This is a genomic window from Ferrimonas marina (assembly GCF_900129905.1).
Taxonomy (GTDB): domain Bacteria; phylum Pseudomonadota; class Gammaproteobacteria; order Enterobacterales; family Shewanellaceae; genus Ferrimonas; species Ferrimonas marina.
Genome location: NZ_FQXG01000001.1, coordinates 690,076 through 705,599, shown reverse-complemented (window position 1 = coordinate 705,599; position 15,524 = coordinate 690,076). Strand labels below are relative to the sequence as shown.

Here is a 15,524-nt window from a genome sequence, read left to right as displayed (position 1 = left end):
CCTATGCTGAGCAGCACCATCCTCTCCTCCATGTACTGTTTTTCCAGCGCTGCGCGCCACCTGAGCTTTACCAAGGCGGCAGAAGAGCTGCATTTGACCCAGAGTGCGGTAAGCCATCGCATTAAAAAACTGGAGGAGCAGCTCGGCTTTAAATTGTTTCTGCGATTCAACCGCCGGCTGCAGTTAACCGAGCAGGGCCAGGGCTTGCTGGCGGTGCTGGAATCCTCGCTGGGGGATCTGGACTCGGCCATCCGTGACCTGCGCCAGCAGGAGTTCACCTCCACCCTGAGCATCGCCGTTCCCCACAGCTTTGCCCGCTGCTGGCTGGCGGAGCGACTGGGGGATCTGCACAGCCAGTATCCCAAGTTGACTCTGCAGGTACGCGCCCAGAGCCGCTCTACCGATTTTCAGCATGAGAAGGTGGATGTGGCGGTCTATTACGATCTGCCCGAGCGCCACAACCTGCACGAAGTGGAGATGTTCGACGAATACCTGGTGCCGGTGTGCACCGCGGAGTACGCCGATCGCCACCAGCTGTGGCGCAACCCCGATGGACTGCAGGACTGTCTGCTGCTGCACGATGAGACCGCCTGGCAGGGCACCGGCTTCTACACCGAGTGGGTGTACTGGGCGCGTGACGCCAAGCTGACCCACCTGGATGTGGAGCGGGGCTATGTCTTTAACCGGGCCGATCTGGCCTATCGGGCGGCCATGTCCGGACAGGGGGTGGCGATGGGCCGCTGGCACATGGTGGCGCCGCAGCTGGCGGCAGGCAACCTGGTGGTGCCCTTCGATGCCTTTGTTCGCGCCGCTCAACGCTACCAGATCGTCTGCCATCCCGACCGACGGGAGGTGCCGGCCATCAAGGCGATGTTTGATTGGCTCTCCGGCCATGCTGCTGACAGCCTGGCGCAGCGTCAGGCCCAGCGAGAGGCGCTGCGGTTCGACAGTACGGAGTGAAAAGCCGGCAGTTTGCCGACAACATACTGAACTTGGCCTGGATGACTCGACAGCAATGAGTCTTCGGCCAAATTCGCCGTTATCAGTCGCTCTTTGCCTGTCTCAGCTGAGGCCTGGCGCGGATTCGCTGCCGAAGTAACCACATTCCTAGCCAGTTCCCCACCAACTTTGCGCCTTTTTTCAGCACTGTTGCTCGTGGTCGGTCCTCCGTTGCCGACAAAGGGGAGTATCCTAGTGCCGCAATAGGATGTTACTGATAGGAAAGCGCATGCAGCACTCGATCACCCCGGATCAAATCCCCTCCAACCTGACCCTGCTGTGGAAAGGGTTTACCAAGCGTTGTGACAACGCCGAGCTGCCGGAGGCCCGTATCCAGGTGGACCAGTTCCGCTTTGATCTGCTCAAGCTGCGTCGCTACAACCAGTTCTGTGGCTTTGAACAGGACGTCCTGTCGCTCTCCTACCTGTTTGTCGCCACCCAGCCGCTGCAGTTGATGCTGCTGACCGATCCCAGCGTTCCGGTGAAGCCGCTGGGGATGATCCACCTCGGGGTCAGCTTCTACGCTCATAAGCCGCTGGACCTGGAGCAGAGCTACCGCTTTGAGCTGAGCGTCGGTGAGCAGGGCCAAACCGAAAAGGGCCTGGAGTTCGAGCTGGTGGGGCGTTTCTTTGAAGGCGAAGAAGAGGTGGCCGGCTACCGCAGCCAGTGCCTGCTGAAGATGCCCAGCACCGAACGTCGTCGCCGTCGCCGTGGTGCTCGTGAGCCCAAGGTGGCCTACGAGTGGAGCAAGGTAACCGACATCGGCCTGGATGAGGTCCATGCCCGTGGCTACGCCCGGGTGTCCGGCGACTACAACCCGATCCACCTGCACCGTCTTACCTCCAAGCCCTTTGGCTTTGATGCCCCCATCGCCCATGGCATGTACATGGTGGCGCGGGTACTGGCGGAGGTGGCGCTGCCGCTGAAAGAGGCCAAGTTTGAGTTTAAACGTCCGGCGCTGCTGCCTATCGCCGGCAGCCTGGAGCAGGACGGTGAGGCAGTACGCCTGGTCAACGAAGGGGGCAAGCCCCTGGTGGAAGGCAGCGTTCGCTATGCTGAGTGAGATTGCGCCTTAACGGCGCGGTATTTTGTGCTCAGCACTCGTTGTGTATTTTCTTTCTTACGTTGAACTTTCAGCGAAGGTGTAGCTAATCTTTGTCGCGTTGGCGACGACAACCAAAGGGGCTCTCGCCCCCTTGGAACCCCCCGGGCCTCCGGTCGTCGCTCATCCTCGCTCTCGTGGCAAATGCATGCGGCTCTGGCTCGAGTCGACTTTGGTGCTGCGCAGTCCCTGCTTCGCATCAAAGGCCGGCTTCGGCCTCCCTGCCTACGCGTTCAAACCTGCGGTTTTCACCCCTGTCTCCACGAGCCACTTGGGCCTTTGTCGTTGCGCAGTCCCTACTTTACGTCAAAGCCCGGCTACGTCATCCCTGACTACGCGTTCAAACCTTCGGTTTTCACCCTGGCCCTCGACCTTGTCATTCGCCTCTTTGCTCGGGTGATCTGCCATGCAGGATGCATCAATGCCGTGAGTGCAGGGATGCACAGTAACGGCCAAGTCGGCCAAGAGCGATCGGGTTATCTGGCTTCAATGGCTGTCGGCACCAATAGATGCCTCTCAAAGACAAACAAAAACGCCACCCCTCGGGGTGGCGTTTTTTATGGCTGGCGCAATCAGAAGGCGCTGCGCTTGTAGCTGCGGTACTCGGCTTGCCAGAACTCGCGGTCGATGGCGGCGCGCAGTTCATCCAGCTTCACCTTGATGGCGACGCCGTCGTTCATGGCGGCGCGACCTACCGCAAAGGCGATCTGCTTGGAGACCTCCTGGATCTGCTCCAGCGGCGGCAGCAGCGGACCTTCGCCTTTTTGACCCAGCGGCGAACACTCCGCCAGGGCGCGGCTGGAGGCCATCAGCATGTTGTCGGTCACCCGGCTCGCGCCGGAGGCCATCACACCCAGACCCACGCCAGGGAAGATGTAGCTGTTGTTGCACTGGGCGATGGGGAACACCTCTTCGCCCATGTGGACATCGCCAAACGGACTGCCGGTGGCAACCAGGGCGCGGCCCTCGCTCCAACGCAGGATGTTCTCCGGGGTCGCTTCCACCCGGCTGGTGGGGTTGGACAGCGGGAACACGATGGGACGCTCGTGGTTGGCGGCCATGGTGCTGATCACCTCTTCGGTGAACAGGCCAGGGGCACCGGAAACACCAATCAGCACGCTGGGCTTGGCATTCTTAATGACGTCCAGCAGGTCGAAGGCGCCGTTGTCGTTGTCGCTTTCCCACTTGGCGGTGGCCTTCTGGCTTTGTACCAGCTTCTGCTGGAAGTCCAGCAGGTTGACCATACCTTCCTGCAGCAGGCCCCAGCGGTCTACCAGGTATATCTGGCTGCGGGCCTGGGCCTCATCCAGACCCTGGGACACCATCTCGGCAATGATCGCCTCGGCAATGCCACAACCGGCGGAACCGGCGCCGAGGAAGGCCACGTGCTGGTCTTTGAGTTCGGAACCCTGGGCCTTACAGGCGGCCAGCAGCGAGCCGACGGTAACGGCAGCGGTGCCCTGGATGTCGTCGTTAAAGCAGCAGAACTCATCCTTGTAGCGGTTGAGCAGCGGCATCGCATTCTTTTGAGCGAAGTCTTCAAACTGGACCAGCGCCTGGGGCCAACGCACCTTGATCGCCTGCATCACCTGGTCGACGAACTCGTCATACTCTTCGCCGGTGATCCGCGGCTGACGCAGACCCATGTACATCGGGTCATCCAGCAGCTGGGTGTTGTCGGTGCCCACATCCAGCACGATCGGCAGGGTGTAGGCCGGGCTGATGCCACCACAGGCGGTGTAGAGGGACAGCTTCCCGATCGGGATCCCCATGCCACCGATGCCCTGATCGCCTAGACCCAGGATCCGCTCACCGTCGGTAATCACGATCACCTTGGTGTTGTGGGCCACGGCGTTGTACAGCACCTCGTCGATGCGGTCACGATCGGCGTAGGAGATAAACAGGCCGCGGGCACGGCGGTAGATGTTGGAGAACTGCTGACAAGCCGCCCCAACGGTGGGGGTGTAGATGATTGGCATCATCTCGGTGATGTGGTCAGACACCAGGCGGTAGAACAGGGTCTCGTTGGTGTCCTGGATGTTGCGCAGGTAGACGTGGCGGTCCATGTCATTGGTGAACGACTGGTACTGCTGGTAGGCGCGCTTGGCCTGCTCGTCGATGGTTTCCACGGTGGCTGGCAACAAGCCGTGTAGGTTAAAGCTGTCACGCTCGTCCAGGGTGAAGCCGGAGCCTTTGTTGAGCAGCGGGGCCTCTAGCAAAACCGGGCCTGCGTAATGGATAAAGAGTGGGCGTTTGAAGTCGTCCATTAAAGACCTTCTACGACAAAGAGATACGGGGGGTTAATGGGCACGAATTTTATCACAAACTTGGCTCAACGGGGACGCCACTTTGCGCAGTGAATGGGCTTTCTCGCTGTATCCGCGACGTTACGCAATTTCAGGCTATGATTTTAGATACTTAACCATAAGGAGCCTAACCAATGGGCTTCCTCAGTTGGCTGTTGATGGGGGCAGGGGTCGGCGCAGTAGTGCGCTGGGCGTTGCCAACCCGTTGCGGCAGCTGGCCGCTGACCATCTCGCTGGGCGCCGCCGGCGGCTTCGTCGGGGCGTTTATCGGGCAGGTGCTGGGCATCGGCCACCTGTCCAGCTTTTCTATCCCCTCCCTGTGGCTGGCAGTCGCGGGGGCCTTGGCCGTGTTGTACATCGCCAGTCACCTCTTGCCTTAGGGTTGAATGCCCTGCAGCGACAAACACCCCGCTGAAGCGATCTCCTGCTGAGCCGAAGCCGGCCCCTGGAACTGGTAGCGCGCCAGGTACCGGGTGCGCCAGCGCTGCTGAGCATCCAGCGACTGCTCTTGATCGATGAGGGTGTTTTGCTGACGAAACAGGGTGTGACGCAGGGGCCGGCCGTCCGGGCCAGCCCGCTCAAACTCCATAACCCAGGCCTGTGGTGCCAGGATCTGCAGCTTGCTCAAACGCTGAGGGGTGCAGTTGTGGGATGGCTGCCAGTGCCATTGGTCGACAAACAGCAGGGCACCTTCGGAGGTGTGTACTTGACGGCTGATCTGCAGCTGGTGAGGTAGGGCGATGATCCGCTGATCGCCCTTGAACAGCTGGCCACTGCGACCCTCATTGGTGACCACCCACACCTCACCGCGCCAATGGCCCTGCAATTGCTGCAGCAGGGTGCTCTCCTGCAGCGCCGGCTGCACCAGGGTGAGCAGGACCAGCAGAGCCGCTGGCTGCATTAATGCTCCCTAAGTGGAACAAGGCACTGCAGTAGGGCCTGACGGGTGCCCTGCGGGGCTTGCGCCTGGCTGGTCAGGTTGGGGTGATGACAGCGGAAGGTCACCGGTGCCTGCTCGTGCAACAGGGCCAGGCGCATCGCCGGGGTCAGTTCCCAACGCAGGAAGTGAACGCTGGCGGTCTTGTCCGGTTCGCTGCGCTCCAGATCCTCATCGGCAATGGCCAGCACCTCCGGCAGATCGCCGATCTTCAATGCGATTTGATCCTCAATGCCCACCAATCTGCCCAAGGCCTGGCGCCGCTCCTGCTCATCTGGATACTCCAGCATCATGGTGGCCTTCCAGTTGCCGCCATCGGGGATCAGCGGATTATAAGCGTCCAGCTCCTCCTGGATCTGGGCCGGCTCAAACAGCCGCTCAATGCGCAGCATCTCCTGGATCTGGTACTGCACCGTCAAACGATCCTCAAACAGCAGCCGGAGGTGCGGCCCCAGGTTCAGCTGCAGCGACTGCTTATGGCGCATCACCTCGGCACGAAATCGGGCCCGTTGCAGGGCGTATTCCTCCAGCGACAGCAGGTCGTCGCGCTCTAGCTTAGTCATGGGCTTCTCCTACAGGCCATAGGCCTGACGCAACAAGGTCATGGGGTGCGGGGCTGAGAGGGTGGGATCCGCCAACTCGCCAACGTGCTTGGCCGCCATCGGGCAGTCACTGGTGTGGTGGGCCGGTTCAGCGGCACTGGCCTGGCGCACTACCGGCCGGGCGATCTTGACGCTGTGGGAGTGGGTTTCCGATTTCACCGCGTAGGTGCCGTCATGGCCGGAGCATCGCTCAATCAGGGTGATCTCGGTATCGGGCACCAGTGCCAGCAGATCCCGGGTGCGGGGGCCGAAGTTCTGTACCCTTTGGTGGCACGCCGGTTGATAACTTACCTTGCCCAGTGGATTGGCAAACTCGGTATTAAAGGCGCCGCCGCGATGGCGTAGCCACAGGTACTCAAAGGGGTCGAAGAACGCCCGCTGTACCTTGGCGACGTCTTCATCCTCCGGGTACATCAAGGGCAGCTCCTGCTTGAACATCAACACACAGGAGGGGATGGGGGCAGTCAGGTCCCAGCCCTGGTCTACCAGCTTGGCCAGGATCGGGATGTTGTGGCGCTTGAAGGCGTCGACGCTCTCCATATCACCCAGTTCCAGCTTGGGCATGCCGCAACACTTCTCTCCCTTCACCGATTGGATCTGGATGCCATTGTGCTGGAACACCTTGGCAAAATCGTCCGCCAGTTCCGGGCTGGTAAAGTTGGCAAAACAGGTGGCAAACACCGCGAGCTTGCCGCTGGTATCGCCCACAGGCGCTCCTTCGCTTGCGCCGTCAACCTGGCCATCGAGGCGATCAGCCAAGGTGGGGCGGTGGTAGCTGGGTAGGTTAGCTTCGGGGTGGATCCCCAGGGTTTTGTCCAGGGTAGCGCGAAACAGATGGGTGTTGGCGATGGCGTTGTAGCTGTGCCGTACACCGGGTAGTGATGCGAAGCGGCCCATGGCGTCGGTGCTGGTTAACAGACGGTCGCGAAACCGGGCTCCCTGTTCCTTATAACGCTGCGCCTTGGCCTGCAGCATCAGATGGGGGAAGTCGATGGCCCACTCGTGGGGAGGCACGTAGGGGCACTTGGTCATAAAGCAGAGATCGCAGAGGTAGCAGTGATCCACCACCTTCCAGTAATCCGCTTTATCAACACCGTCCACCTCCATGGTGTCAGACTCGTCCACCAAATCAAAAAGGGTAGGGAAGGACTGACAGAGACTGACGCAGCGGCGGCAGCCGTGACAGACGTCGTAGACCCGTTCCAGCTCTTGTTCCAGCTTGGCAGCGTCGTAGTAGTCGTCGTCGCGCCACCGAATGGGGTGGCGCGTCGGCGCTTCCAGGCTGCCCTCTTTGCGACTCATGGGGCGCGCTCCGTGCGGGTTACTCGTCGAGGTTATCCAGGGCTTTCTGGAACCGATTGGCGTGCGAACGCTCAGCCTTGGCCAGGGTTTCAAACCAGTCGGCGATCTCTTCAAAGCCTTCGTCCCGGGCGGTCTTCGCCATACCCGGGTACATGTCGGTGTACTCGTGCGTTTCCCCGGCGATGGCGGCTTTTAGGTTGCTGGCGGTGCCGCCGATGGGCAGCCCGGTAGCGGGGTCGCCGACCGCCTCCAGGTACTCCAGGTGGCCATGGGCGTGGCCGGTCTCCCCCTCAGCGGTGGAGCGGAATACCGCGGCGACGTCGTTGTAGCCCTCAACGTCCGCTTTGGCGGCAAAGTAGAGATAGCGGCGGTTGGCTTGGGATTCGCCCGAGAAGGCATCCTTCAGGTTTTGCTCGGTCTTTGATCCTTTCAATGACATAACAGACTCCTGCTCACAGGGTTAGAGTGTTCCCCTAAACCCTAGTTGCTGCATTGCCGCCATGCCGATAGGAATTCTCTACCGGCTTAATCGCCACAATCGAATGATCCTTGCCGGATCAGTCGACAAATCACCGGCTTGTCTGTCTGCGGTTCGTCATCGAAATAGGGTAACCTGCAGATTCAACACCCTTTTGGATGACAGCAATGAGTGAGTTGGGGGTTCGTGGCCAGACCACGAAGCGGGAGATCTTTGGCTGGGCGATGTTCGACGTGGCCAACTCAGCCTATACCACCGTGGTGATCACCATCGTGTTCAGCGCCTTCTTTGTCCAACACCTGGTACCGCAAGGGTCGGAGTGGGGCAACAGCTACTGGGGCCTGGCGATGATCCTCTCCAACCTGACGGCAATGCTGTTGGCCCCATTCCTGGGGACGCTGTGTGACCTCACCGGCCGCAAGAAGGGCTTCCTGCTCGGCAACATGATGCTGTGCGCGGCGGCCACGGCGATGTTGTTCTTTGTTGGTCCCGGCGCCATCGGCTGGGCCATAGCCCTGATCGTGGTCAGCAACACCGCCTGGATGTTGTCCGAGGTGTTCTGCGCCTCCTTCCTGACCGATCTGGCCACTCCGGACAACATGGGGCTGCTCTCGGGCATTGGCTGGGGGGTCGGTTACCTGGGCGGGTTGCTGAGTCTGATCTTGGTGCTGTTTGGGGTGATCACCGCCGATGCTGACAGCGATTTGGCCCTCTACATTGCCCAGAATCAGCAGGCGATGCTGGTGGTGGCGGGATTCTTTGTGGTGGTTTCCATTCCCACCATGCTGTGGTTGCGGGATCGCCCGGTAGCCGGTACCCCGGATACCAGCGCCAAAGCGGTGTGGCTCCATACCCTGCAACGTCTCTCTCACTGCTGGCAACTGAGCCAGGCCCTGCCGGTACTGCTGCGCTTCTTTGGCGTGTTTACCCTCTACAGTGCCGGCATGGCCATCGTTATCAAGTTCTTTGGCATCTACGTCGATGCCGAGCTGACGTTGTCCGCCGGTGAGAAGACCGGGGTGTTCCTGGCCCTGCAGCTCTCCGCCTTTGTCGGTGCCGTCAGCTTTGGCCTGCTGGAGACCCGTATCGGCTCCAAGGCCACGGTGTTTCTGACCCTGGTGTGGTGGAGCCTGGGTGTGCTCTCCATCTATTACCTGGGTGATCTGGCCCGCTGGCTCAATATGGAGGAGAACCAGCTGTTCATGGTTTCCGCCGTGGTGGCCGGTGCCGGGTTGGGCTCAACCCAAAGCGCCAGCCGCACCCTGGTGGGCCTGCTCACTCCCACCGGCTACAGCGCCATGATGTTTGGTTTCTGGGGCCTGTTTGCCCGGGTGGCGGCGATCCTCGGTAGCTTCTGTTTTGCCCTGGTGGCGGATCTGGTGTCGGTGCAGCAGGCCTTGCTGGTGATCCTGGGCTTCTTTGTTGCCGGTGCAGTGCTGATCCTGTTGCTGCCCATCAACCAGGGCCGGGAGCAGGCACGGCAGTTTAAAGAGGTGGAGTAAGCACACCGCTGGCTAATCGATGGGCTGTTGTGCTTTTTTCTCTCCGTATCGGGCAATGTCGCGCTGATGAGGCCCTGACAATGCCATGAGCCCCTGCGATCCCCTGCGGCGCTGGGGCAAATACCTCATTGAACTAAGTTAACTCGAAAAGCCGAAAAACCATTCTCTGCTACAGTTTTGGGTACCGACTTTGAGTGGTCGGTGTCGACAACGAGGACAGCATGGTGAAATGGCGATTTGCCCCTTTGGGGCTCGGCTTGATCTACTTCCTGCAGGGCTGCGGCGAGGCTCCTCCACCTCAGCAGGGGCCGCCACAGGTAGACATCGGCATCATCAAGATCGCCTCTGAACCTGTCACCTTGACCACTCGACTCCCGGGCCGAACCAAGGCATCGTTGCAGGCGGAGGTACGCCCGCAGATCTCCGGCATCATCCTCGAGCAGCTGTTTGAAGAGGGCGCCATGGTGGAAAAGGGCGCGCAGCTCTACCTGATTGACCCTGCCCCCTTTGAAGCCGACCTTAACCGGGCTCGGGCGGATTTGTCCAAAGCGCGGGCCAACCTTAAGACCGCCAAGGCCCGGGCCGATCGCTACAAGATCCTGGTGGATGCCAATGCGGTGTCCCGTCAGGACTACGACGATGCCCTGGCGCAGTATGAGCAGGCCGAGGCGGAGATTGAGACCGCCACCGCCGCCGTTACCCAGTCCAAGATCAACCTGGATTACACCCGGGTATACGCCCCCATCACAGGCTTGGCCGGCCGCTCCTCGGTCACCGCTGGGGCCCTGGTCACCAGCAGCCAGTCCCAGGCACTGGTGACGGTGCAGCAGTTCGATCCCATGTTTGTGGATGTGTCCGAGTCTAGCCGTGAACTCAACCGGTTACGCCGGGCCTGGAACTCCGGCCAGATCATCCGTCAGGAAGGGGAAGCCGCCCGGGTTCGCCTGTTGTTTGATGATGGCGCCGAGTACGAACATTACGGCGAGTTCAAGTTTGCTGACATCAACGTGGATGTCTCCACCAGCACCTTTACCATACGTACCACCTTCCCCAACCCCGATAACTTGCTGCTACCGGGGATGTTTGTCCGTGCCGAGCTGGTCAAGGGGATCCGCCCCAACGGCATCCTGGTACCGGCCAAGGGGGTCAGTCGCGATCCCAAGGGGCAGGCCACGGTGATGGTGATCAACGATAAGGGAGAAGCGGAGCTGCGGCTGGTAACGGCGTCGGAACTGATCGGCCAATCCTGGCTGGTGACCGAAGGTTTGAATGACGGTGACCAGGTGATCCTTGAGGGGCTGCAGTTTGTCCGTCCGGGCATGCCGGTGCCGAAGTTTCACGAAGTGGAACAGGAGTAGGGCAGCATGGCGCAGTTCTTTATCGACCGCCCGGTCTTCGCCTGGGTATTGGCCATCCTGGTGATGCTCGGGGGCCTGATCTCCCTGGTGCAACTTCCCATCGCCCAGTACCCCGAGATCGCCCCGCCCAGTATCCAGATCACCGCCACCTATCCCGGTGCCTCCGCCAAGACCGCGGAAGAAACCGTTACCCAGGTGATTGAGCAGCAGCTCACTGGCCTGGACAACCTGATGTACATCGCCTCCAACTCCGACTCCTTTGGTAATGTCAGCATCACCCTGACCTTCCTCGCCGGTACCGATCCAGACATCGCCCAGGTCCAGGTGCAGAACAAGGTGTCGGCGGCGACGGCACAGCTGCCCGAAGCGGTGCAGCGCCAAGGGGTCACGGTGGAGAAGGCCAGTGCCGGCTTCCTGATGGTGATGGCGCTGATCTCCACCGACGGTAGCCGCACCTTTGAAGACCTGTCTGATTACATCGCCAGTAACCTGCAGGACCCACTGAGCCGGGTCAACGGCGTCGGCGCGGTGCAGCTGTTTGGTGCCCCCTATGCCATGCGGATCTGGTTGGACCCCAATAAGCTGGAGGGCTTTGGCCTGGTGCCCGGTGATGTCAACAACGCCATTGCTGCCCAGAACATCCAGGTGTCTGCCGGCCAGTTGGGCTCGGAGCCCGCCGAGAAGGGCCAGCAGCTCAATGCCACCATCCGGGCCCAGTCCCTGCTGACCACGGTGGAGGAGTTTGAGGAGATCCTGCTTAAGGTCAACGAGGATGGCTCCCAGGTTCGCATTCGCGATGTTGCCCGGGTCGAACTCGGTGCCACCAGCTACAGCGCCCGAGCCCGCTACAACGGCAAGCCTGCCAGTGGCCTGGCCATCAGCCTGGCCACCGGTGCCAACGCACTGGACACCATGGAGCGGGTGCAGGCGGAACTGGCGCAGCTGCAACCCTATTTCCCCGATGGCATCGCTATTGCCGTGCCCTACGACACCACCCCCTTTATTCGTCTCTCCGTAGAGAACGTGGTCCACACCCTAGTGGAGGCCGTGGTGTTGGTGTTCCTGGTGATGTTCCTGTTCCTGCAAAGCGTGCGGGCCACCCTGATCCCCACCATCGCCATCCCGGTGGTGGTGTTGGGGACTGCCGCCGTATTGTTTGTGCTGGGTTACAGCATCAATACTCTGACCATGTTTGCCATGGTGCTGGCCATCGGCTTGCTGGTGGATGACGCCATCGTGGTGGTGGAAGGGGTAGAGCGGGTGATGGAGGAGGAAAACCTGCCACCGCTGGAAGCCACCCGAAAATCGATGGAGCAGCTGACCGGTGCCCTGGTGGGGATCGGCATGGTGCTGTCGGCGGTGTTTGTGCCGATGGCATTCTTCGGCGGCACCACCGGCATCATCTACCGACAGTTCTCGGTCACCATCGTGACCGCGGTGGCGCTGTCGGTGCTGGTGGCGATGATCCTGACCCCGACCCTTTGTATCCAGCTGATGAAGCCGGGGCACACCGCAGAGGGCACCACCACCGGCTTCTTTGGCTGGTTTAACCGCACCTTCCATCGCGCCACCGAAGGCTACGTCAATGGCGTGGGCAAGCTGGTGAAGCGCATTGGCCTGGCCATGGGCGCCTTTGTGGTCATCTCTGCCATCGCCGGCTTTCTGTTTACCCGACTGCCCAGCTCGTTCCTGCCGGACGAGGACCAGGGCGTGATGATGGCGATGACTCTGCTGCCGGCCGGCGCAACCCAGGAGCAGACCCTGGCGGTGCTGGAGAAGATTGAGAACTACATCCTCACCGAGGAGACCGAGACGGTGGAGTCGGTATTCTCAGTGGCGGGTTTCTCCTTTGCCGGCTCCGGTGCCAACACCGGGATGATGTTCCTCGACATGAAGGACTGGGAGGAGCGTACCGGCAAAGACGCTCACGTTCAGGCGGTGATGGGCCGTCTGCAGGGCTTTATGTTCAGCATCAACGAGGCGATGGCCTTCGCCTTTATTCCCCCCGCCATTATCGAGCTGGGCACCGCCTCCGGCTTTGATATGCACCTGCAGGACCGCTCCGCCTTTGGCCACGAGGCGCTGACCGAAGCCCGTAACCAGCTGCTTGGGATGTCGGCGCAAAGCCCGGTGCTGCAAAACGTGCGCCCCAATGGTCTTGAGGACACCCCACAGTTCGTGATTGAGATCGACAACCTCAAGGCGGAAGCGCTTGGGGTTTCCATCGCCGATGTGAACACCACCCTGATCACCGCCTTTGGTAGCTCCTACGTCAACGACTTCGTCGACCGGGGCCGGGTGAAGCAGGTGTATGTGCAGTCTGACTCGCCATTCCGGATGACGCCGGAGGGCCTGGACCAGTGGTATATCCGCAATAGCCAGGGCGAGATGGTGCCGCTCAAGGCGATCGGCACCACCCGTTGGGAGTACGGCTCGCCACGACTGGAGCGTTACAACGGCATCTCCTCCATGCAGATCCAGGGCGAGCCTAAGGCCGGGATCAGTACCGGTGAAGCGATGGATGCCATCGAGGGGATCGTGGAGCAGCTGCCCAACGGCGTTTCCATGGAGTGGACCGGCCTTTCGTTTGAAGAAAAGGTCTCCGGTAACCAGGCTCCGATGCTGTATGCCCTGTCGGTGCTGATCGTATTCCTCTGTCTGGCGGCACTGTATGAGAGCTGGAGTGTGCCCTTTGCGGTGATCCTGGTGATCCCCCTGGGGGTGCTTGGGGCAGTGAGTGCCACCGGTCTGCGCGGATTGGAAAACGATGTCTACTTCCAGGTGGGGCTGTTGACCACGGTGGGCCTCTCCTCCAAGAACGCCATTATGATTGTGGAGTTTGCCAAGCAGTATCACGACCAGGGCGAAACCCTGCTTAACGCCGCCCTGCATGCCGCCCGGGTGCGTCTGCGTCCGATCCTAATGACCTCACTGGCCTTTGGCTTCGGCGTATTGCCGCTGGCGCTCTCAAGTGGTGCCGGCTCCGGCGCGCAAAACGCGGTGGGCACCGGTGTGGTGGGCGGCGTACTGACCGCCACCTTCATCGGTATCTACTTCGTGCCGATGTTCTTCGTCTTCGTCAATGAGCTGTTCAAGGGTGAAAAACTGGATACAGAGGGAGGCCACTGATGAAGCTTGCTGCCCGTCTGCTTCCCTGTCTGCTGCTGCCCGGCTGTATCAGCATGGCACCGGATTACGAGCGCCCCGAAGCGCCGGTACCGGAGATGTGGCCCGACACCACCGAGGTGGTGATCGATGGCAACAGTGCGCTGCAGGATTGGCGCACCTTTATCGTCGACCCCAGGTTGCAGCGCTTGATTGAACTGGGCCTGGAGCATAACCGGGATCTGCGCATCGCCACCCAGAACCTGCGCCGTACCCAGGCGCTCTATGGCATCCAGCGCTCAGAGCAGTTCCCCAATATTGATGTGCAGGCCAACGGCATTAACCAGAAGCTGCCCGAGGCCCTCAATGGCACCGAGACCATCAGTCGCCAGTACAACGTGGATCTAGGGATCCTCAGCTACGAGCTGGACTTCTGGGGGCGAGTTAACAGCCTGGAGAACCAGGCCCTGTATGCCTACCTGGCCTCGGAGCAGGGACGGCGCAACACCCAGATCATCCTGATCAGCCAGATCGCCTCCGCCTACTTCACCCTGGCGGCGGATAAGGCCCTACTGGCGCTGGCGGAAGAGACCTTGCGAAGCCAACGCGCCTCGCTGGCCCTGACCCAGCAAAGCTTCGATAACGGCGTGGTATCCGGCCTCGACGTGGCCCAGGCAGAGGTCACCGTTGCCACCGCCCGGGTGGATGTGGCGGATTACTCCAACCGCGTTGCGGCGGACATCAACGCCCTGGCGGTACTGGTGGGCGAGCAGATCGACGACACCCTGCTGCCCCAAGCCGACGGTCCCGGTGAACTTGGTGGCCTGGCCCCTATCCAGGTCGGCCTGCCGTCGCTGCTGCTGACCCAGCGCCCGGACATTCAGCAGGCGGAGTTTGAACTGATTGCCGCCAACGCCAGCATAGGTGCGGCCCGGGCGGCTTACTTTCCCACCATAAGCCTTACCGCCACTGCCGGGGTGTTGAGCTCAGACCTGGACGACCTGTTCAGCGGCGATGCCGGTACCTGGAACTTTACCCCCTCCATCAGCCTGCCCATCTTCCATTGGGGCGAGATCCGCTCCGGGGTTGAGGTAGCCAAGGCCGATCAGCAGATCGCCCTGGCCCAGTACGAGCAGTCGATCCAGATCGCCTTCCAGGAGGTGGCCGATGCGCTGGCTGGGCGTCAGTTCCTCGATCAGCAGTTTGATGCCCAGCAGATGCTGGTGGCGGCCACCGGAGAGACCTTCCGTCTGTCGGAGCTGCGCTTCCGCCAGGGCGTAGACAACTTCTTTACCGTGCTGGATTCCCAGCGCAGCTACTACAGCGCCCAGCAGGTGTTGATCGCGGTGAACCTCAACCAGCAGGCCAACCTGATCAATCTGTTCCGCGCCCTGGGGGGCGGTTGGACCGGCAGCCCGAGCTCGGAGTTTTCACCGGAGAGTTCACCGGAGACGGCCTCCGAATAGGGGCAATACACGAGTTGCCGGGAGTTTCCTACACTTAAGGAGTTAGGATTGAGGGAGCATTGCAATGCTACTAAGAGAACGATATTCCGGTGATCTGGTGGAGGTGATCGACAGCCATGCGCTGGTGAACCCCTTCGCCGACAGAGTTTCCGTCCAGTTTCAATGTGGCCAGGACTTGGCTGATCCGGAGATGTGCGACAAGCGCGCGTTAACCTTTCCGTCCGGCGAAGGACTGCCGGAGTGCTGGGTCAACGGCAACTATCGCAGCAAGGCCTGAGCGCCAGATATGAGAAAGGCACCCCGAGGGGTGCCTTTTTTGTGCCCTGTATTGGTCTGCTTTGCTGCGTCTGGTGGTGACTCACCTTGC

The 15,524-nt window shown here is 61.0% G+C and carries 13 protein-coding genes; 8 read left to right on the top strand and 5 right to left on the bottom strand.

Going from position 1 to position 15,524, the window contains the following annotated elements; translation table 11 throughout:
• Positions 1-3 precede the first annotated feature (3 nt).
• Positions 4-960, top strand: coding sequence for a DNA-binding transcriptional regulator DsdC (gene dsdC / locus BUC04_RS03270; protein ID WP_067658606.1), 957 nt, complete (start codon positions 4-6; stop codon positions 958-960).
• A gap of 268 nt (positions 961-1,228) precedes the next feature.
• Positions 1,229-2,062, top strand: coding sequence for a MaoC/PaaZ C-terminal domain-containing protein (locus BUC04_RS03265; protein ID WP_067658603.1), 834 nt, complete (start codon positions 1,229-1,231; stop codon positions 2,060-2,062).
• Positions 2,063-2,673: 611 nt separating this feature from the next.
• Here BUC04_RS03265 and BUC04_RS03260 read toward each other — a convergent pair.
• On the bottom strand, positions 2,674-4,368 hold the full coding sequence (locus BUC04_RS03260; RefSeq protein ID WP_067658600.1) for an NAD-dependent malic enzyme: 1,695 nt from the start codon (positions 4,366-4,368) through the stop codon (positions 2,674-2,676).
• A 173-nt stretch (positions 4,369-4,541) separates the two neighbouring features.
• Here BUC04_RS03260 and BUC04_RS03255 point away from each other — a divergent pair, with 173 nt between their 5' ends.
• Complete coding sequence (locus BUC04_RS03255) at positions 4,542-4,787, top strand: GlsB/YeaQ/YmgE family stress response membrane protein (protein WP_067658597.1); 246 nt, start codon at positions 4,542-4,544, stop codon at positions 4,785-4,787.
• Here BUC04_RS03255 and BUC04_RS03250 read toward each other — a convergent pair.
• The 4 genes from BUC04_RS03250 to BUC04_RS03235 are packed head-to-tail and all read right to left on the bottom strand — an operon-like array spanning position 4,784 to position 7,687.
• The gene (locus tag BUC04_RS03250) at positions 4,784-5,308 is read right to left on the bottom strand and encodes a hypothetical protein (protein WP_067658594.1); all 525 of its coding nucleotides are present in this window, start codon (positions 5,306-5,308) and stop codon (positions 4,784-4,786) included. The two genes, BUC04_RS03255 and BUC04_RS03250, sit on opposite strands and share 4 nt — an antisense overlap.
• A complete protein-coding gene (locus BUC04_RS03245) occupies positions 5,308-5,907 on the bottom strand; it encodes a DUF3501 family protein (protein ID WP_067658592.1) in 600 nt (199 codons plus the stop codon). The genes BUC04_RS03250 and BUC04_RS03245 overlap by 1 nt, the downstream gene beginning before the upstream one ends.
• Positions 5,908-5,916: 9 nt before the next feature.
• Positions 5,917-7,248 carry a heterodisulfide reductase-related iron-sulfur binding cluster gene (locus BUC04_RS03240; RefSeq protein ID WP_067658590.1) on the bottom strand — a complete coding sequence of 444 codons (1,332 nt, stop codon included), beginning with the start codon at positions 7,246-7,248 and terminating at the stop codon, positions 5,917-5,919.
• A gap of 19 nt (positions 7,249-7,267) precedes the next feature.
• On the bottom strand, positions 7,268-7,687 hold the full coding sequence (locus BUC04_RS03235; protein WP_067658587.1) for a rubrerythrin family protein: 420 nt from the start codon (positions 7,685-7,687) through the stop codon (positions 7,268-7,270).
• A 206-nt stretch (positions 7,688-7,893) separates the two neighbouring features.
• Between BUC04_RS03235 and BUC04_RS03230 the strand changes: the two genes are divergently transcribed.
• From BUC04_RS03230 to BUC04_RS03210, 5 genes are all read left to right on the top strand, one after another.
• Positions 7,894-9,228 (top strand): MFS transporter, encoded by a 1,335-nt coding sequence (locus BUC04_RS03230; RefSeq protein ID WP_067658582.1) that lies wholly within the window; start codon positions 7,894-7,896, stop codon positions 9,226-9,228.
• Between the two features lie 221 nt (positions 9,229-9,449).
• Positions 9,450-10,586: an efflux RND transporter periplasmic adaptor subunit gene (locus tag BUC04_RS03225; protein ID WP_067658579.1), complete on the top strand. Its 1,137-nt coding sequence runs from the start codon at positions 9,450-9,452 to the stop codon at positions 10,584-10,586.
• Between the two features lie 6 nt (positions 10,587-10,592).
• Complete coding sequence (locus BUC04_RS03220) at positions 10,593-13,715, top strand: efflux RND transporter permease subunit (RefSeq protein ID WP_067658576.1); 3,123 nt, start codon at positions 10,593-10,595, stop codon at positions 13,713-13,715.
• Positions 13,715-15,157 (top strand): efflux transporter outer membrane subunit, encoded by a 1,443-nt coding sequence (locus tag BUC04_RS03215; protein ID WP_067658573.1) that lies wholly within the window; start codon positions 13,715-13,717, stop codon positions 15,155-15,157. Before BUC04_RS03220 ends, BUC04_RS03215 begins: the two co-directional genes overlap by 1 nt.
• Positions 15,158-15,221: 64 nt before the next feature.
• Positions 15,222-15,434, top strand: a complete 213-nt coding sequence (locus BUC04_RS03210) for an acetyltransferase (RefSeq protein ID WP_067658571.1) — start codon at positions 15,222-15,224, stop codon at positions 15,432-15,434.
• The last annotated feature ends 90 nt before the right edge of the window (positions 15,435-15,524 follow it).